Source organism: Acidobacteriota bacterium, from assembly GCA_016195325.1.
In the GTDB taxonomy this organism is placed as follows: Bacteria; Acidobacteriota; Polarisedimenticolia; order JACPZX01; family JACPZX01; genus JACPZX01.
The window spans coordinates 1-17,713 of record JACPZX010000061.1 but is presented as its reverse complement, the minus strand read 5'-3'; the positions used below and the strand labels follow the sequence as shown (position 1 = coordinate 17,713).

Genomic DNA, 17,713 nt, shown 5'->3' with positions numbered 1-17,713 from the left:
TCGTCATCTCCCCCCCGGGAATCGAGCCGGACGGCCGGCCCTACGCGGGTGATTTCGCTGTCTCGAACGTCACCTCAGGAGCGCGGGCCGGCTCGAGGACGCCTTCCTTGAGCTCCAGTACTCTATCGCATCGTCTGGCCAGTTTGCCGCTGTGCGTGGCGACGATGGCGGCCACTCCGCGCTCGCGCTGCACCCTGCGAAACTCCTCGAACACCCTGTCGCCGGTGCGCGGGTCGAGGTTTCCGGTCGGCTCGTCCGCGAGGACGAGGTCGCCCGCCGAGACCAGGGCACGGGCCACCGCGACCCTCTGCTGCTCTCCGCCGGAGAGCTCCGCGGGCCTCTGGTGGAGCATCGCGCCCAGCCCGAGCGCCTCGAGGAGCGGCGTCGCGAGTGTCTCGCTCGAGAGCCGCGCCCGGCCTCCGATCATCGCGGGGAGCGCCACGTTCTCCAGAACGCTCAGCTCCGGCAGCAGGTGATGGAACTGGAAGACGAAGCCGAGGCGCCTGTTGCGAAATGCCGCACGCTCCCGGGCGCTCATCGCGGCCACGTCCGCTCCGTCGAACCGGTACTCCCCCGAGTCGCACGCGTCGAGCGCTCCCAGGAGGTGGAGCAGGGTGCTCTTCCCCACGCCGCTCTCGCCGATCACCGCCACCATCTCGCCCCGCTCCACCGAGAGGTCGACGCCCCGGAGAACCTCCACGCGCCGCGCACCGCCGTCGAACGTCTTGATCAGCCCGCGGCACCTGAGCAACTCACTCATACCGGAGCGCCTCCACCGGCCGGAGGCGCGAGGCCTTGAACGCCGGGTACAGCGTGGACAGGAAAGATACGGCCACGGCCGTCGATGCAACAAGGCCGAAATCGCCGAACTGCACGCGGAATGGGATATACGGCACGAAGTACACCTCGGCCGGCAGGCTGATCACCTGGTACGCGTCGAGCCACCACGCCAGCGACAGCCCCAGCCCGCACCCCAGCCCCGTGCCGATGAGCCCGATGAGGAGCCCCTGGGTCACGTACAGGCGCATCACCCCCTGCGACGTCGCCCCCATGGCGACGAGCACGCCGATGTCGCGCACCTTTCCCATGACCGTGAGCACGAGAGTCGAGACGATGTTGAGTCCCGCGACAATCACGATGAGGCTGATGGCGAGGAAAATCCCGAGCTTCTCGAGACGGAGCGCTCCGAAGAAGGTCTTGTTCATCTCGACCATGTCGGTGACCGGATAGGAGACCCCTGCGGCGGTGGCCACCGCCCGCCGGGCCGCCGAAAGCTCGTCCACGTCCCTGACCCGCACCTGGAGGACGCTGACCCCGGTGCCCATCCCGAAGAGCCTCTGGGCGGTGGGCAGGAAGATGTGCGCCCACGTCGAGTCGTAGTCATAGAACCCCGAGTCGAGGATTCCGACGACTTCGAACGTCTTCGATCGGGGCATCACGGTGAAGGGGTTCAGGATGAGCTGCGGGACGATGATCTGGACGCGGTCACCCATGCGGACGCCGAGCTCGCGCGCCAGATCCTTTCCCAGGGCGATCGGCTGCAGCCCCGATCGCGCCGGGCGCTTCAGGGCGTCGAGCGACCCGTGGGTGAACTTGGAGGCGATCTCGGTCACCCGCCCCTCCTGGTCGGGATCCACGCCCTTGAGAAAGACGCCGGTCCCGGTCGGGTACGCCTCGGAGGTGATGAGCCCCCTCTCGAAACAGACCGGCGAGGTGGCGGCGACGAGCGGGACGGCCTCGACGGCGCGGGCCAGCGCCGGAGCGTCCTCGATGGCGCCGCCTGCGGGGGCGAAGATCGTGATGTGCGCGTTCGCGCCGAGAATCCGCGCGAGAATGTCGTGATGGAGCCCGCTCTGGCCGGCGAGCGCGAGGATCAGCGCGGCGACGCCGACCGCGACACCGAGCATCGAGATGATCGAGATGAAGGAGATGAAGGTCTGTCGGCGTCGCGCGCCCAGGTAGCGGACCGCGAGCATCGTCTCGTATCTCACTAGGGTGCGGGCTCGCCTGGCGCGGGAGATTCCGAAGGAACGGACTTGCGCTTCCGGGCGGACCACGCGCCGGAGGGGGCCCGCCCCGTGCTCAGGTCGTAGTTCTGCCACGTCCCCTGAATCGAAGCCCCGTCGCCTGCGAGATAGCCGCTCAGCTCCATCGAGCGTCCGAGGCGCGCATCGATGCGGCGGAGGAGAATCTGGCGGTTCACGAGCGTCCCCTCGAGCGAGCCGCGGAACGGTCCGTCGAGGACGTACTGGCCGGAGACGATCGTCCCGGACTGCCAGAGCGCGAACACCCCCCTGTCCCCGCTCGGCAGGAGAGTGATGTCCCACAGCCCGGTCACGCTGTCGCTGTCGGACGGGAGTGTGGCTCGAAGAGAGTCGAGCTGCTTGCCCAGAAGCGCGATTCGGGTTCGCATCCGCCGGATGTCGTCGCGCATGCGCCGGGCCTCGTCCTGTGCGGCGGTCTCGGCGCGCTCGACGGCGAGGACCTCGATCTCCTTCGCGCCGACCGCCTGCCGAACCTCGGCCTCGGAAAGGGGGCGCGCCTGATTGGGCGCGGCTCGCGCCGGGGCGTCGGGCTTCTCCTGGACGAAGAGATCCTCGAGCTCGTCATGGAGTCTGGCCAGACGATCGCCGAGCTCGCCACGGCGCTTCAGGTTGGCGTCGTACTGCGCCTCGGCTGTCTGGAGCAATTTCCGCTCGACGTCGATCTGGGTCTGCAGCGTGTACAGGGCGACCAGGGCGTCTTCGTTCCGGACCAGGCCAGGCGCGGCCGCGCGCGCGCCCGCAGCCGGGGCCAGGAGCGCGATCGCGGCCAGGGAGGCGAGCGCCCGGCGCGGGATCATCGCATGGCGGTTCACGCCGCGATCTCCGCGAGGAGGCCTGCCACGCGCACCGCGTTGAGCGCCACACCGCTCCGGATGGCGTCGGTGACCGCCCAGATCCACGCGCCTCCCCCCTGCGGCTCGGGCGCCACTTCGGCGACCCAGATGCCGGGCTCCGCCGCCAGTTCCGCCGGGCTTCGTCCGTCGTCCTCGCCGCTCACCGAGACGACCCCCTCCTGGCGCAGGGCTCGGGCCATCGCCTCCGCGGAGTGCGCTCCGTCGAACTCCACGTGGATTGAATAGGCATGGCCGTGGAAGACGGGAGCCTGGATGACGCGGACCGCGAGCGGGATGTCGCGATCGCGAAGAACGCCGAGGACATCCCGACGCGTCGACTCCTCGACCTCTCGGCCCGTCTCGCCGAGGAGCGAGATCGGGAAGAGGTTGAATGCGGACTGGCGGCCGAGAACGTCCCTGGGAATCTCCGCGAAGCTGAGGAGCGCGACCGTCTGACGGTGCAGCTCCTCCACCCCGCGCTCCCCGAACTCCGCCGCCGGACGGAAGATCGTCGCCTCGGCGCGCCGCACCATGTCCGCGAGAGACAGGCGGTGGAGAATCGTCGAGAGCGGATGGGCCAGCGAGCCGGGCACGGCGAAAACCCTGCCGCCCGCCCGCAGCGCCTCCGGGTTCACGTCGCAGTTGACGAGAGGGACTCCGGAGCGTCCCCGCGTGGCCCCGGCGAGATCCACCGCGATTCCGCCGGCCCGCGCGATCCAGTCGACGTACTCGACGGACCGCGCGTCGGACGAGGAGCAGATGAACGCGAGGTCGCAGTCCTCGACGAGCGCCGGTTCGGCGCGCTGGACGATCATCGCCTCCCCGTCGAACTCGGTGACGCTTCCCTCGAACTCGCCGGAGTCGTAAAGGGACACCCTGGAGGCGGGCAGGCTCGCGGACTCGAGGCGCTCCCGGACCTCGCGCGCCAGCGGAGCCATGGCTCCGAAGAAGGCGATGCGAAGTCCCGCACGCCGCTCAGGGGCCATGATCCCCTCCGGCGCGCCCCGCAGAAGGGGCTCCGTCCGGGAGAATCTCGGACCGCGCCTGGCCTCCCGGCCTCGGGATCAGCCCGGAGAGCAGGTAGACGAAGGCCGAGACGAGAAGGACGATCTGGGGGTGCGTCGCCACCAGCGCGAGGACGATCGCGAACGGGACGATCCAGACGTAGGGCCGGCGCGAGCGGAGATCCAGTTCCTTGAACGTCCGATAGCGCGCCTTGCTCACCATCAGCAGGGCCAGGACGACCACCAGGCTGAGGCACAGGACGCGGAGCACGTCGTCGTCGAGGCGCTCGGGGTGGTTGAAGACGCACGCCGCGATCGTGCACGCGGCGGGCGGAATCGGCATGCCCACGAAATACCGCCGATCGGCCGCCGCGCTCTGGATGTTGAACCGGGCGAGCCTGAGGGCGCCGCAGATGACGTAGAGGAACGAGACGGCCCACCCGAGGCGGCCGAAGTCGGCGAGCGCCCACGACCACGCGAGGACGGCGGGCGCCACGCCGAATGAGATGACGTCGGCGAGCGAGTCGAACTCCTTGCCGAACTCGCTCGTCGTCCCCGTCAGCCGGGCGACGCGGCCGTCGAGCGCGTCCAGGAGGGCGGCCACGCCGATGAGGAGCGACGACGTCTCGAACTGGCCGGTCGTCGCGAGCACGATCGAGACGTAACCGCAGAATATGTTGGCCGTGGTGAAGAGGCTGGGAATCAGGTGCGCGCCGCGCTTCAGGCTGCGGGGCGCGCGACGCGACGTGTCGCGCCCCGGAAGCGAAGGGTCGGCGCTCATGACTCGCCTCCACGCCGGGGCAGCCTGGCGATCACCGTCTCCCCTCCACGAACCCTGTCGCCGATCCTGACCGCGACCTCGGCCCCCGGGGGCATCGTGAGCTCGGTCCGCGATCCGAACGCGATGTAGCCGATCCTCTCGCCTCTGCCGACGTGGTCTCCCGGCCGCTTGGAGCAGTGAATCCGCCGCGCCACGAGACCCGCGATCTGGCTCACTTCGTACGTTCCGGCGGGGCCGTCGAGGGTGAGCGTGTTGCGCTCGTTCGACGCGCCCGCCGCGGGCTCCCACGCCGGACGGAACGTGCCGGGAGTGTAGCGCACCGCGAGGACCTTGCCCGCGACGGGAGAGCGGTTGACGTGCACGTCGGCGAGCGAGAGGAAGATGGCGACGCACTCACCGGACCCGCCGCTCCCTCGCGGCACCTCCACCACGCGGCCGTCGGCCGGCGAGACGACGAGATCGTCCCCCTCTGGGACCGCGCGCTCCGGGTCGCGGAAGAACGTCGCCAGCGCGGCGCACGCGACGAGGAGGGCTCCGCCGAGCCAGAAGAATCGCAGGGTGAGGAGGAGGGCGGCCGCGATCGCGAGGCTCGCGACGTAGGGCCGGGCAGCAGGGATCATCTCTTGGTCGGACGCCTCGCACCACGCGAACGCGAGCGCGCCCGGTGGGGCGACCGCACGCGGCCGGACGTCGTCAGCGGCCGGAGACTCCCGGGCTCCGTTCGAGGTACTCCCGGGCGATGGCCGTCATCCGATCCTTGAGTTGAAGTTTCTCTTTCTTGAGCTGGGTGGTCTCAAGCTTTTCCTGATCGCTGAGAAACGCCTTCGAATTGAGCGCAGCCAGCCGCTCCTCGAAGCCGCGGTGCCTCTCTCGCAGCCTGCGGAACTCATCGTTCTCGCGGGCCAGGAGATCCTTGACCTCATCCAGACGGTCCGTCATGGGACGCTCCAGTGACAGGTTGACTTGACGCGGCAGTCGCGCGCGGAGGGGTGAAAACCAAGCACGAGCTCATCCTACCACCGGTTTCCGCGACCTTTCAAGACGGGCCGCGGGGCCTTTGCCCACGGGGGCGCGCATCACGATCGCGTCCTCTCCGTCGTTCTCGTAGTACCGCTTACGCCGCGCCACCGGAACGAAACCCCAGCGAGCGTACAGCTCGATCGCCGCCTCGTTGGAGGGCCTCACCTCGAGCCAGCCCCAGGCGCAGCCCGCCCGGGCCGCCTCCTCGAACGCGGCCTCGAGAAGCCGGGACGCGCCCCCTCGACGGCGATCGTCGGGGTGCGTCGCGATGTTCTGGATCGACAGCTCCAGCTCGAGAGTCCAGAAACAGATGTAGCCGCGCGGCCCGGCTTCGGGGCGCCCCGGGTCCACGAGGACGAGGGAGTGCGCCCAGCTCTCGCCGGAGAGATCGGAGAGAAACGCCTCCTCGGGCCACGGGGAGGCGAAGGAGCGGCGCTCGATGTCGAGGACGGCGCCGAGGTGCTCCACACGCATCGGCTCGACGAGCCAGCCGGCGCTCACGGGCGGCGCGGCATCAGGGCGTCGGCATCGCGGACGTAGTTCGGCGTGAGCCCCGGGAGGATGACGCCCGGCGGCGCGAGGTATTCGACGAGGACCGCGAGCGCCTCGGCGAGAGGCGGCACGCGCGGCGCCCAGCGCACCCCCTCGGGCAGGCCGGACAGGATTGTTGCCCGCGTGGGCTCGTCCACGACCCCGCCGATGAACGCCGCCCCCGACGCGGCGGCCGCCGCCCCCGACGCGTCGCAGAGCGACTCGTCGCCGAGCCTCTGGAGGCGGGGCGCGCCCCCGGTTTCGACCACCACGCGGTACCGCGCCCGGTAGAGCTTCGTCCGGCCGGCGGCGGTCAGGGCGCAGATCTCGTCACCCGGGAGAGCCTGACCCACGGTCGCGATCGCGGAGGCGATCACCTCGAGCGTCGAAACGCCGAAGAGCGGGAGGCGCGTGCCGATCGCCAGCCCTCGGGCCGTCGCCATGCCGACGCGCAGCCCGGTGAAGGCTCCGGGGCCGCACGTGACGGCGATCGCCGTCATCCGGGCGAGGGGAAGGCCGGAGTCCGAGAGCGTGGAGTCGATGGCGGCGAGAAGGCCCACCGAGTGCGCGTGCGGCGCCGCCTGCACGGACCGGACGGCGATCACGCCGCCCGACGCCACGGCGACGCTCTGGACGGGTCCGGAGGTGTCGAGCGCGAGGACGGGCATCGAGCCGGCCCGATGCCGCCGGCTAGCCGGCCGCCGCCTGGCGTCGCGCCAGACGGCTGAGATGCGGTTGGAGCTGCTTCATGCGCCTGGGAAACCTCAGCCCCAGGGCGAACCGGCGGCGCTTTCCGCTCGCGCCGAACTCTTCGACGCGCACGACGGTCGTCGAGAACTTGTACGCCCATTTCAGCCCGAGCGAGAAGCTGACCTCCATCTCGCTGCCGACGGCGATCGGATCGCCGAGCTCGACGAGGAGCCCCCCCTCGCTGATGTTCTTGACGACGGCGGTGTGCCGGACGGGGCCCCCTCGCGACTCATGGAGGAGCGTCGCCTTGATCCGTTTCTCGTCCATGATGATTCGCTCGTCGCGGCGTTTCTCCTCGTAATAGATCGTGATCTGGTTCTTCCCCTGGCGCTTGGACCTGTACAGCGCCTCGTCCGAGCGGGCCACCAGCCCCTCCGGGCCGTCCGCGTCCTCGGGGAAGCAGGCCAGGCCTCCGCTCACGGTGACGCGCAGCGCGCGATCGAGCTCCCCCTTCCTCCGATACCGTTTCTGGAACTCGCTCCGGATCCGCTCCGCCACGATGAAGGCCCCGGTGCGGGGCGTCTCCGGGAGGATGACGGAGAACTCCTCTCCCCCGTAGCGACCGGCGATGTCGATGTCCCGCACGTTCTCCACGATCAGCCTTCCCACCTCGCGCAGGACCGAGTCGCCGACGGGATGACCCATCCGATCGTTGATGGCCTTGAAATCGTCGATGTCGAGGAGAAGAAGCGACAGGCTCTGCCCGTAGCGGCGGGCTCGCCGGATCTCGTGGCTGAGGCGTCCCTCGAAGTACGCGCGGTTGCAGGTGCCGGTCAGGTGATCGTAGATGGCGGACCGCTCGAGCTTCTCGAACGCCGGGAGCTCGATGATCCGGGGATTGGTGAGCTTGCGCTCGACGTTCACGAGGAGATCGAAGAGCGCGATGCGCACGTGAATCGATCGGCCCGTCCTCGCCTCGAGCGAGATGCGCTGCTTGAAGGCGGCCGCGACGAGGCTGCGGGCGTCGGGCTCCGTGAAATCGATCCCCGACAGGAGGCGGATGAGGGCGCTCGCCGCTTGTTCGCCCGTGTCCCTGGAGAGCTGGTCGAGGCGCTGGACCGCCTCGTCGGCAGTCGCCGCATGGAGCGCGGCGAGGACCCTGTCCGAGAACCGTTCCGGCCCCCTCGCCATCCTCACCCCTCCGTCAACGCGCGGGGATGATACGGCCAGAAGCTATTGACGGTCAAGGAGTTTGCCGACTCGCGGCGACCGAAGGTGCGCCGCGGCTGCCGACACCGCCGACGACTAGAACAGCCGGGTCGCCGGGGCAGTCGCCAGCAGGCGCCTGGCGTAGTGCGCGAGCCGAAGCACCGCGAGGTTCAATCGCCGCACCCTCTCGGACATTTCTCCTCCCTTCCCCGAACACCAGGGCGAGCAACGCGGGTGCCAGAGCTCGCTGCCGGAGCAAAAACGGCGACAACCACTCACATGCCTGAAGTTATGCCTCCCGCGGCGGAGGGCGACGCGCACGATTGAGCCCGTCAACGTCAAGCGCCTGACGCGTGTCTGACGCTGAGCAGCCGGAAAGTGTCGCAACGCAGAAACTCTTCCGGGCATCTCACCGTAGAGAGCCGGCGTCGCGCCCGACGTCGGAGCGCGCATGACGACGCATCGAGAGGAGACCGATGGCCGGGAGGAGGTTCAGTTCGACGGCGGCCACCTCGCCGGCGCCCGCGGCGGCAGGACTCTCCGCCGGGCTCTCCGATGAAGCGCTCATCGCGGACATCCTGTCGGGGGGGGGCGGAGAGTTCGAAAGCCTCGTGCGATCCCACCAGTCGGGGGTCTATGCCTTCCTCCTTCGCATGGTGCGGAACCCGGAAGAGGCGGCGGATCTGACGCAGGAAGTCTTCGTCAAGGTCTTTTCCAACCTCGAGCAGTTCAACCCGCAGTATCGGTTCAAGACCTGGCTCTACCGCATCGCGGCGAACGCCGCGGTCGACCGCCGGCGCCGGGCCCGCAAGGATCGAGGGCTCACCCACGTCGACCCGGCCGACGAGTCGGGCCCGGCCCAGCTCCGGTCGAGCCGACCCGGCCCCCACGAATTCTTCTCGGCCCTCGAGACGCGCGACCGACTGCAGGGGGCGCTCGCGGAGATGCCGCCGGCCTACCGGCAGGTGATCCTGCTCCGCTATCAGAACGAGATGCGCTACGACGAGATCGCGCGGGTCACGAGCCTCCCCATCGGAACCGTCAAGAACCGCATCTTTCGCGCCCGCGAGATGCTGAAGAAGGCGCTCGCATGAGCACCGCCGGATGCGCCCGCACGCGGGAGCTGCTGCCCCTGTACCTCGAACACGAGGCGGGTCCCGCCGACGCCCTGACGACTGCGTCGCACATCGTCACGTGCGGTGACTGCGCGGACGAGGCCGAGCGCCAGAAGGAGGTGAGCGCCGCCCTCCGACGAATGGCGGCGCCCATCCCGTCGCCGGACGTCTCCTCCGGCGTGATGGCCCGCCTCCGCCGCATGAAGTCCGCCGCCGGAGCGACGTCCGCCCTCAAGTGGTCCGCGATTTCCTCCGTGATCGCCGCGTTCGTCCTCCGGGTATCCATCCCCGCGCCGGTCTGGCAGGGAGGGCTCAGGATGCTCGCCCGTCTGGGCGAGCTCATGGATCTCGACACGCTCCTCGGACCGTTCTTCGAGCAGATGGCACGGCTCCTCCCCAACCCCGCGAGCCTGCTCGTCGGCCCCGCGTTCGGCGGCCTCCTCCCGTCGGCGTCGGGAACTTCGGGACCTTCCGCCGGCTGGCTCGCGGGCGTTCTCCTCGGCGCCGCGGCGCTCACCCTCATCGGCGCCCTCTTTCTGACGGGCGCGGTTCTCGCCGCGCGCCCGATCATCGCCTCCCGTCGTCGGGTTCGTCCGCGTTTTTGACAACCCCGAAACACTGCCCTACATTGGCCCTGTTCGCACTTCGGCACCGCGTTTCGCGGTGATCCGGGGTCTCGGTCGCGGCGGCACCGAACCGATGGGAGGCAACACCTCATGCCCTCAGGTTCCGAAATTGTTTCCCTCATAGGCCAGATCCAGGATCTCCGCGGATTCCGGGAACAGAACTGGGAAGGCACGTTCGAGGAATACGTCGACATCGCCCGCCAGCGCCCCGAGGTCTGCCGCACCTCCTTCCAGCGCGTGTACGACATGATCCTGTCGAAGGGGTGGTACGAGTACTACGACCACAAGAAGAGGGTCGTCCACTACAACTTCTTCGACGACGTCGACGACGGCGGCCGCGACGCCATCTACGGCCTCGATCTCGCGCTGATGAAGCTGGTCAACGTCTTCAAGTCCGCGGCGCAGCAGTACGGCACCGAACGCCGCGTCCTCCTGCTGCACGGGCCGGTCGGGAGCTGCAAGAGCACCATCGTCCGCCTCGTCAAGAAGGGGATCGAGGCCTACTCGCGGACCCCCGAGGGAGCGCTCTACACGTTCAAGTGGGTTGCGCTCGGCAGCGAGTTCGCGGGACGGAAGCCGGGGCGCGGGGAGGAGGAGATCCCCTGCCCGATGCACGAGGAGCCGCTCCATCTGATCCCCGAGGACCTGCGCCCGCGCGTCCTTGAGGCGATCAATCGCGGGAAGGCCGAGAACAAGCAAGTCGTCGTCTCCGGCGCCCTCTGCCCGGCGTGCCGACAGACCTACCGCGAGCTGAACGCGCGCTACCGCGGCGACTGGACGAAGATCATCGCCCACGTGAAGGTCCACAGGCAGCTCCTGTCCGAGAAGGACCGGATCGGGATCGGGACGTTCCAGCCGAAGGACGAGAAGAACCAGGACTCGACCGAGCTGACCGGGGACATCAACTACAGGAAGATCGCGGAGTACGGCGCCGAGAGCGACCCGCGCGCCTTCAACTTCGACGGCGAGTTCAACATCGCGAACCGCGGCGTCATCGAGTTCATCGAGGTGCTCAAGCTGGACGTCGCCTTCCTCTACGATCTCCTGGGCGCGTCGCAGGAGCACAAGATCAAGCCCAAGAAGTTCGCGCAGACGGACATCGACGAGGTCATCATCGGGCACACGAACGAGCCCGAGTACCGGAAGCTCCAGAACAACGAGTTCATGGAAGCCCTGCGGGATCGCACCATCAAGATCGACATCCCATACGTCACCCGGCTCAGCGAAGAGCTCAAGATCTACCAGCGCGACTACAACCCGTCGAAGATCAAGGGGAAGCACATCGCCCCCCACACCGTCGAGATCGCGGCGATGTGGGCGGTGCTCACGCGCCTCGAAGAGCCGAAGAAGGCGGACCTGACCCTCCTCCAGAAGCTCAAGCTCTACAACGGCAAGACGCTCCCCGGATTCACCGAGGACAACGTCAAGGAGCTTCGCAAGGAGTCGACGCGCGAGGGCATGGACGGCATCTCGCCGAGGTACATCCAGGACAAGATCTCGAACGCCCTCGTGAGCGACCGCGGCGAGGGATGCATCAATCCCTTCATGGTGATCAACGAGCTCGAGAGCGGGCTCAAGCACCACTCCCTCATCACCGTCGAGGATCTCCGGAAGCGATACAAGGACCTCCTCGTCGTCGTGAAGCAGGAGTACGAGGACATCGTCAAGAACGAGGTCCAGCGCGCGATCAGCGCCGACGAGGAGGCCATCTCGCGCCTCTGCTCGAACTACGTCGACAACATCAAGGCCTACACGCAGAAGGAGAAGATCCGCAACAAGTACACGGGCCAGATGGAGGATCCCGACGAGCGCCTCATGCGCTCGATCGAGGAGAAGATCGACATCCCCGAGAACCGCAAGGACGATTTCCGCCGGGAGATCATGAACTACATCGGCGCCCTGGCGGTCGAGGGCAAGACCTTCAACTACCGCACGAACGAGCGGCTGCACAAGGCCCTCGAGCTCAAGCTCTTCGAGGACCAGAAGGACTCGATCAAGCTCACGAGCCTCGTCTCGAGCGTCGTCGACAAGGACACGCAGGAGAAGATCGACGTCGTCAAGTCGCGCCTGACCAAGGATTACGGGTATTGCGAGGTCTGCTCCACCGACGTGCTCAACTACGTCGCCAGCATCTTCGCCCGGGGCGACGCGAAGCGCTGATCCCACCGGGGGCGGGGGCTACAGACGGACGACCCCCTTCGCCGCGATCACCAGGCCGTGCATCGGCTCGCGCACGGAGATCTCCTGGACGCCCGCCCTGGCCAGCAGGTCCCGGAGCCCGTCCCGGGTGAACGCGCGATGCGCGCGGGCCGTGCGCGCGTAGGCCACCAGCCCGCGGTGATCCTCCATCGACAGCCCGGCCTCCCGGGAGTACTTCCTCGCGGTCCGCGAGTCGAGGCTGCTCGACGGCTCGCAGCAGACGATCGTCGACCCGTGCCGGCTGGTGGTGTGCATCTGACGCACCACCAGAAGCGGATGCCTCGACCGATACACGTAGTTGACCGAGATCACCCGATCGTTCGTGTACTGAGGGGTCGGGATGACGTTGGACCTCCCCCACTGGAACCGGACGTTCGTCAGGCCCCTGGCGTGCTGTTCCCGCTCGAGACGCGCGAGATCGTCCTCGGAAAGGTCGTCGACCACCATGAGCTGGCGGCAGCGGGGGGCGATCCACGGGATCATCCGCAGATCGGCCGAGCCGAGCACGACGACGTTGTCGTCGGCCCCCACGCCGGCCATCTCGACCACCTCGCGCAGGACGGGCTCGAAGACCGGCGAGGCCGCGAGCGCCGCGAGGCCGCGCGCCCTCCCGAGCCTCACGCGAACCGACATGTCGGCGAGCCACCCGATGGATTCCCAGTCCCGTCGCGGCATCCGAATGATTCTCCCGCCGGACCGGCGGGCGTCTTTGCCCGCCTCCGGACCCGGCACTATACTTTTACTTAACTCGCGGGCTGCGAGCAAGTTCCAGACCGGCGGGATCGGTCGTCACCAGGGGTTCGGGACCGCAGAAAATGGCCCTCAAGATCGAGCAGGACCTCAACCGGTTCAAGCAGATTGTGCGCGGCCGCATCAAGAAGAATCTGCGGAAGTACATCACGCACGGCGAGCTGATCGGGCGGCGCGGCAAGGACCTGATCAGCATCCCGATCCCGCAGATCGATCTCCCCCGCTTCGTCTACGGGCCGAACCAGACGGGCGGCGTCGGCCAGGGCGAAGGGGAGATCGGCCAGCCCGTCGGCGCGGGCGAGCCCGAGGAGGGCTCCGGGAAAGCGGGCGACGCCCCGGGCGAGCACATCCTCGAGGTCGAGGTCCCGCTGGACGAGCTGGCGAAGATCCTCGGCGAGGAGCTCGAGCTCCCCGACATCAAGCACAAGGGGCGCAAGCAGATCATCTCGGAGAAGGACAAGTACTCCGGCGTGGCGACGGCGGGCCCGGAGAGCCTGAGGCACTTCAAGCGCACGTACAAGGAGGCTCTCAAGCGTCAGATCGCCTCGGGCACCTACGACCCGATGAGCCCCCGCATCGTCCCGATCCGCCGCGACCGGCGGTACCGCACGTGGCGGGTGCAGCGCGAGCCCGAGACGAACGCGGTGATCGTCTACATGATGGACGTATCGGGGTCGATGGGCGACGAGCAGAAGGAGATCGTGCGGCTCGAGTCCTTCTGGATCGACACGTGGCTGCGGAGCCAGTACAAGGGCCTCGAGGTCCGCTACATCATCCACGACGCGGAGGCGCGGCTGGTCGACCAGGAGACCTTCTACCACACGAGGGAATCCGGAGGCACGGTCATCTCGTCGGCCTACCGCCTCTGCGACAAGCTCGTGCGCGACGAGTTCCCTCCCGAGGAGTGGAACGTCTACCTCTTCCACTTCTCGGACGGCGACAACTGGTCGCAGGGAGACACGGAGGAGTGCGTGCGCATCCTGCGCGAGGCGCTGCTCCCGGCGACGAACCAGTACTGCTACGGGCAGGTCGAGAGCCCGTACGGCACCGGACAGTTCCTCCAGGACCTCCGGGAGGCCTTCGCCGAGGACGAGCGCGTCGCGCTGAGCCAGATCGAGGGGAAGGACGCGATCTACGCGTCGATCAAGGAATTCCTGGGGAGGGGGCGATGAACCTCCCGGCGCACCTCGATCGCCTGCGGCGCGAGATCCGCGGCTACGCCATCGACTACGGCCTCGACTTCTTCGAGGTCATCTTCGAGGTTCTCGACTACGACCGCATGAACGAGGTCGCGGCGTACGGCGGCTACCCGACGCGCTACCCGCACTGGCGGTTCGGGATGGAGTACGAGCACCTCAGCAAGTCGTACGCCCATGGGCTCCACAAGATCTACGAGATGGTCATCAACAACAACCCGTGCTACGCCTATCTCCTCGAGGAGAACGCGCCGGTCGATCAGAAGATCGTCATGGCTCACGTCTACGGCCACTCCGACTTCTTCAAGAACAACGTGTCCTTCTCCAAGACGAACCGGAAGATGGTCGACGAGATGGCGAATCACGCGGCGAGGATCCGCCGGTTCATGGAGAAGTACACGGTCGAGGCCGTCGAGGACTTCATCGACGCCTGCCTCTCCCTCGAAGGGCTCATCGATCCGCACTCCCCGTTCATCGTGCGGGAGCGGACGCGCGACGACGGGAACGCCGAGGAGGAGGAGACGGCGCCGCGGCGCCTTCGCAGCAAGGACTACATGAGCAACTTCATCAACCCGCCGTCGTTCCTCGAGGAGCAGCAGAAGAAGCTGGACGAGGAGCGGCACCGGGCGAAGCGCTTCCCCGAGGAGGCGGTCCGCGACGTCCTCAAGTTCCTGCTCGAGCACGCGCCCCTCGAGAGCTGGCAGAGCGAGGTGCTCAACATCATCCGCGAGGAGGCGTATTACTTCGCCCCGCAGGGACAGACCAAGATCATGAACGAGGGGTGGGCGACGTACTGGCACTCGAAGATCATGACCGAGAAAGCCCTCACCGACGCCGAGGTCATCGACTACGCCGATCACCACTCGGGGACCGTCGCGAGCCATTCGGGCCGGCTGAACCCCTACAAGCTCGGCCTCGAGCTCTACAAGGACATCGAGGACCGGTGGAACAAGGGGAAGTTCGGGAAGGAGTACGACGAGTGCGAGGACAGCCGCGCCCGCCGGGAGTGGGACCGGCGGCTGGGCCTCGGGCGCGAGAAGATCTTCGAGGTGCGCCGGCTCCACAACGACGTGACGTTCATCGACGCCTTCCTGACGGAGGAGTTCGCGGTCACGCACCGCTACTTCACCTACCAGTACAACAAGAAGGCGAACCAGCAGCAGATCGCGAGCCGCGACTTCAAGTCGATCAAGGCGCAGCTCCTCTTCCAGCTCACCAATCACGGCCAGCCGTTCATCTTCGTGACGGACGCCAACTACCGCAACCGCGGCGAGCTCTTCCTCATGCACCGGCACGAGGGAATGGATCTCAAGATCGACTGGGCGCGCGAGACGCTCAGGAACGTCCAGAGGATCTGGCACCGCCCCGTCCACCTCCAGACGCTCGCCGAGAACCGCGGGCGGGTCCTGTCCTTTGACGGGAAGGATCACTCCGAGGCCGATTCGGCCGACGTCGCCTCGGCGGACGCCGCGAGCCGCTGAGGCCGCAGCCCCCTCGACGGGCGGGAATACCGGCCGCGCCCTCCCGTGTTAGCATTCCGCACGGTTCTCTCATTCCGCGGTTCGTCCTCTCCCGGGAGCTGACGTGACGGGCTCAGTCTTTCTCGCGAACGACCGGCCCATCCGGCACGCCGACGAGCTGATCGATCTCTTCCTCTCCGGATGCAAGCCGGAGAGCTCGTGGGGGATCGGGCTCGAGTACGAGAGGCTTCCGATCGACGCGTCGACCGGGCGGGCCGCTCCGTACGCCGGAGAGCGCGGCGTGGAGAGCGCGCTGCGGGATCTGGCGGCGCGGTTCGGCTGGACCCCGGAGCTCGAGGGGGGCCACACCATCGGCCTCGCGCGCGCCGGGAGCCTCATCTCCCTGGAGCCGGGGGGACAGCTCGAGCTCAGCGCCCGGGTGCACCGGGACCTCGGATCGGTCCGGGCGGAGCTCGCACGCTATCTGAGGGAGACGGCTGCGGTCTCGCGCGATCGCGGCCTCGCCTTCGTCCCGCTCGGCCTCCAGCCGATTTCCCGCATCGAGGAGATCGCGTGGGTCCCCAAGGGCCGGTACGCGATCATGGCCCCCTATCTCGCCGCTCGGGGCGCGCTCGCCCACCACATGATGAAGGGGACGGCGGGCTGCCAGCTCAACTTCGACTACGGATCTCAGGAGGACGCCGCCGAAAAGCTCCGCGTCGCCATGGGGGTCACCTCCATCGTGACGGCCATCTTCGCCAACTCCCCCGTCGCCGCCGGCGCCGGCGGCTCCGCCCCTTCACGGCGGGCCGGCATCTGGCTCGACACCGATCCTTCCCGATGCGGCCTGCTCGAGCTCGCCTTCCGCGGCGACTTCACGTTCCACGACTACCTCGAGTACGCGCTCGACGTTCCCGTGATCTTCATCCGGCGCGACGGGCAGTGGGTCCCTCTCGAGGGGACGCCCTTCCGCCGGTTTCTGTCTCAGGGCTTCCAGGGCCTTCGCGCGACGCTCGCGGACTGGGTCCTCCACCTCACGACGATTTTCACCGAGGTGCGCCTCAAGACGTACCTCGAGGTGAGAGGGGCCGACAGCGTCCCCCCCTCTCTGGCGCTCGCGCTCAGCGCCCTCTGGAAGGGCCTTCTCTACGATGGGGGCGCGAGGCGTGCGGCCTGGGGGCTCGTCGCCGATCACCCGTTCGCGCGGCGGGTCCAGTTCCACCGCGACGTGTGCGAGCGAGGACCGCAGGCCGAGCTCGACGGCGTCACGGCCCGCGACCTCGCGACGGAGCTCGTCGCCATCGCGCGGGCCGGGCTCACGCGACAGCTCGCGTCGGCGTCGGTCGGCGCGGAGGGTGACGAGCCGGGGATGCTCGATCCCCTCTCCCCCGTCCTGGCGTCCCCCGGGGGGAGCGCAGGCGACGGGCTGGCTCTCGCGTGGAAGCGCGACGCCGCGACCGCGCTCGGGGACCTGCTCGCGGAATCCGCCCGCTCCGCCGACGCATTCGCCGACCTGTACGCTCCGGCCCGGCCATGACCGCCGGCGGGACCCGCCATGGGGCCGAGATCCGGAAGGTCCTGTGGATCACTCTCGGCCTCAACCTCGCCGTCGCCGTGGCGAAGATCGCCGCCGGGGCCGCCACCTCGACGCTGAGCGTCCTCGCGGACGGCTACCACTCGCTCCTCGACGGGTCCGGGAACATCGTCGGGCTCGTCGCCATCCGCTTCGCGCACAAGCCGCCCGACGACGATCACCATTACGGCCACCGGAAGTTCGAGGTGCTGGCGTCGATGGTGATCTCGCTCGTCCTCTTCGCCACCGCGTTCGAGATCGTGGCCTCCGCGCTCTCCCGCCTGCGCGGCGAGGGGACCCCCGATCCGCGCCCCGTCACCTTCGTCACCCTCCTCGTGACGCTGGCGGTGAACGTCTTCGTGACGACGTACGAGTCGCGCCGGGGACGGGAGCTGGGATCGCCCTTTCTCGTGGCGGACGCGAGGCATACCCTCTCCGACGTCCTCGCCTCGTGCGGCGTGCTGATCGCGATCGTCTGCGTCCGGGCGGGGATCCCGTGGGCGGATCCGGCGGCCGCGGTCGTGATCGGCGTCGTGATCGTGCTCGCGGGGTACAGGATCCTGGTCTCGGGGCTCGACGTGATCGCGGATCGAAGCGTCCTCGACGCCGCCCGGATCCAGGCGGCGGTCCTCGAGAGCCCGGGGGTGACCTCGTGCGGAAGGATTCGGACGCGCGGCTTCC

Annotated in this window: 18 protein-coding genes; 7 read left to right on the top strand and 11 right to left on the bottom strand. The window is 68.4% G+C overall.

All coding sequences use genetic code 11. The annotated features are described in order from the left end of the window. Positions 1-40: 40 nt before the first annotated feature. The 10 genes from HY049_11660 to HY049_11615 all read right to left on the bottom strand — a co-directional run bounded on the left by HY049_11660 (position 41) and on the right by HY049_11615 (position 8,095). Complete coding sequence (locus HY049_11660; protein ID MBI3449556.1) at positions 41-760, bottom strand: ABC transporter ATP-binding protein; 720 nt, start codon at positions 758-760, stop codon at positions 41-43. Beyond that, positions 753-1,991 carry an ABC transporter permease gene (locus HY049_11655; GenBank protein ID MBI3449555.1) on the bottom strand — a complete coding sequence of 413 codons (1,239 nt, stop codon included), beginning with the start codon at positions 1,989-1,991 and terminating at the stop codon, positions 753-755. The genes HY049_11660 and HY049_11655 overlap by 8 nt, the downstream gene beginning before the upstream one ends. Next, complete coding sequence (locus HY049_11650) at positions 1,991-2,857, bottom strand: hypothetical protein (GenBank protein ID MBI3449554.1); 867 nt, start codon at positions 2,855-2,857, stop codon at positions 1,991-1,993. The genes HY049_11655 and HY049_11650 overlap by 1 nt, the downstream gene beginning before the upstream one ends. Next, positions 2,854-3,864, bottom strand: a complete 1,011-nt coding sequence (locus HY049_11645; protein ID MBI3449553.1) for a hypothetical protein — start codon at positions 3,862-3,864, stop codon at positions 2,854-2,856. Before HY049_11645 ends, HY049_11650 begins: the two co-directional genes overlap by 4 nt. After that, positions 3,854-4,663 (bottom strand): CDP-diacylglycerol--serine O-phosphatidyltransferase, encoded by an 810-nt coding sequence (gene pssA / locus HY049_11640; protein ID MBI3449552.1) that lies wholly within the window; start codon positions 4,661-4,663, stop codon positions 3,854-3,856. Before pssA ends, HY049_11645 begins: the two co-directional genes overlap by 11 nt. Then, positions 4,660-5,283, bottom strand: a complete 624-nt coding sequence (locus HY049_11635; protein ID MBI3449551.1) for a phosphatidylserine decarboxylase — start codon at positions 5,281-5,283, stop codon at positions 4,660-4,662. Before HY049_11635 ends, pssA begins: the two co-directional genes overlap by 4 nt. 73 nt (positions 5,284-5,356) lie before the next feature. Further along, the gene (locus HY049_11630; GenBank protein ID MBI3449550.1) at positions 5,357-5,602 is read right to left on the bottom strand and encodes a YdcH family protein; all 246 of its coding nucleotides are present in this window, start codon (positions 5,600-5,602) and stop codon (positions 5,357-5,359) included. A gap of 69 nt (positions 5,603-5,671) precedes the next feature. After that, complete coding sequence (rimI, locus tag HY049_11625; GenBank protein MBI3449549.1) at positions 5,672-6,184, bottom strand: ribosomal protein S18-alanine N-acetyltransferase; 513 nt, start codon at positions 6,182-6,184, stop codon at positions 5,672-5,674. Next, positions 6,181-6,882, bottom strand: coding sequence for a tRNA (adenosine(37)-N6)-threonylcarbamoyltransferase complex dimerization subunit type 1 TsaB (tsaB, locus tag HY049_11620; GenBank protein MBI3449548.1), 702 nt, complete (start codon positions 6,880-6,882; stop codon positions 6,181-6,183). The genes rimI and tsaB overlap by 4 nt, the downstream gene beginning before the upstream one ends. Before the next feature lie 22 nt (positions 6,883-6,904). Continuing rightward, positions 6,905-8,095 (bottom strand): diguanylate cyclase, encoded by a 1,191-nt coding sequence (locus tag HY049_11615; protein MBI3449547.1) that lies wholly within the window; start codon positions 8,093-8,095, stop codon positions 6,905-6,907. Positions 8,096-8,589: 494 nt separating this feature from the next. Between HY049_11615 and HY049_11610 the strand changes: the two genes are divergently transcribed. The 3 genes from HY049_11610 to HY049_11600 all read left to right on the top strand — a co-directional run bounded on the left by HY049_11610 (position 8,590) and on the right by HY049_11600 (position 12,014). Further along, the gene (locus tag HY049_11610) at positions 8,590-9,207 is read left to right on the top strand and encodes a sigma-70 family RNA polymerase sigma factor (protein MBI3449546.1); all 618 of its coding nucleotides are present in this window, start codon (positions 8,590-8,592) and stop codon (positions 9,205-9,207) included. Continuing rightward, positions 9,204-9,833, top strand: coding sequence for a hypothetical protein (locus HY049_11605; GenBank protein ID MBI3449545.1), 630 nt, complete (start codon positions 9,204-9,206; stop codon positions 9,831-9,833). Before HY049_11610 ends, HY049_11605 begins: the two co-directional genes overlap by 4 nt. 111 nt (positions 9,834-9,944) lie before the next feature. Beyond that, entirely contained in the window at positions 9,945-12,014 is a 2,070-nt protein-coding gene (locus HY049_11600; protein MBI3449544.1) for a serine protein kinase, read from the top strand. Between the two features lie 18 nt (positions 12,015-12,032). Here HY049_11600 and HY049_11595 read toward each other — a convergent pair whose 3' ends face one another. Continuing rightward, entirely contained in the window at positions 12,033-12,728 is a 696-nt protein-coding gene (locus tag HY049_11595) for a hypothetical protein (protein MBI3449543.1), read from the bottom strand. A 140-nt stretch (positions 12,729-12,868) separates the two neighbouring features. On the opposite strand from HY049_11595, the gene HY049_11590 reads away from it, so the two are divergent. The 4 genes from HY049_11590 to HY049_11575 all read left to right on the top strand — a co-directional run. After that, positions 12,869-13,975 carry a DUF444 family protein gene (locus HY049_11590; protein MBI3449542.1) on the top strand — a complete coding sequence of 369 codons (1,107 nt, stop codon included), beginning with the start codon at positions 12,869-12,871 and terminating at the stop codon, positions 13,973-13,975. Then, complete coding sequence (locus tag HY049_11585; protein ID MBI3449541.1) at positions 13,972-15,480, top strand: SpoVR family protein; 1,509 nt, start codon at positions 13,972-13,974, stop codon at positions 15,478-15,480. Before HY049_11590 ends, HY049_11585 begins: the two co-directional genes overlap by 4 nt. Before the next feature lie 103 nt (positions 15,481-15,583). Beyond that, positions 15,584-16,996: a glutamate--cysteine ligase gene (locus HY049_11580; GenBank protein ID MBI3449540.1), complete on the top strand. Its 1,413-nt coding sequence runs from the start codon at positions 15,584-15,586 to the stop codon at positions 16,994-16,996. Continuing rightward, on the top strand, positions 16,993-17,713 hold a 721-nt coding region (locus HY049_11575), incomplete at its 3' end, for a cation transporter (protein ID MBI3449539.1). The genes HY049_11580 and HY049_11575, both read left to right, overlap by 4 nt.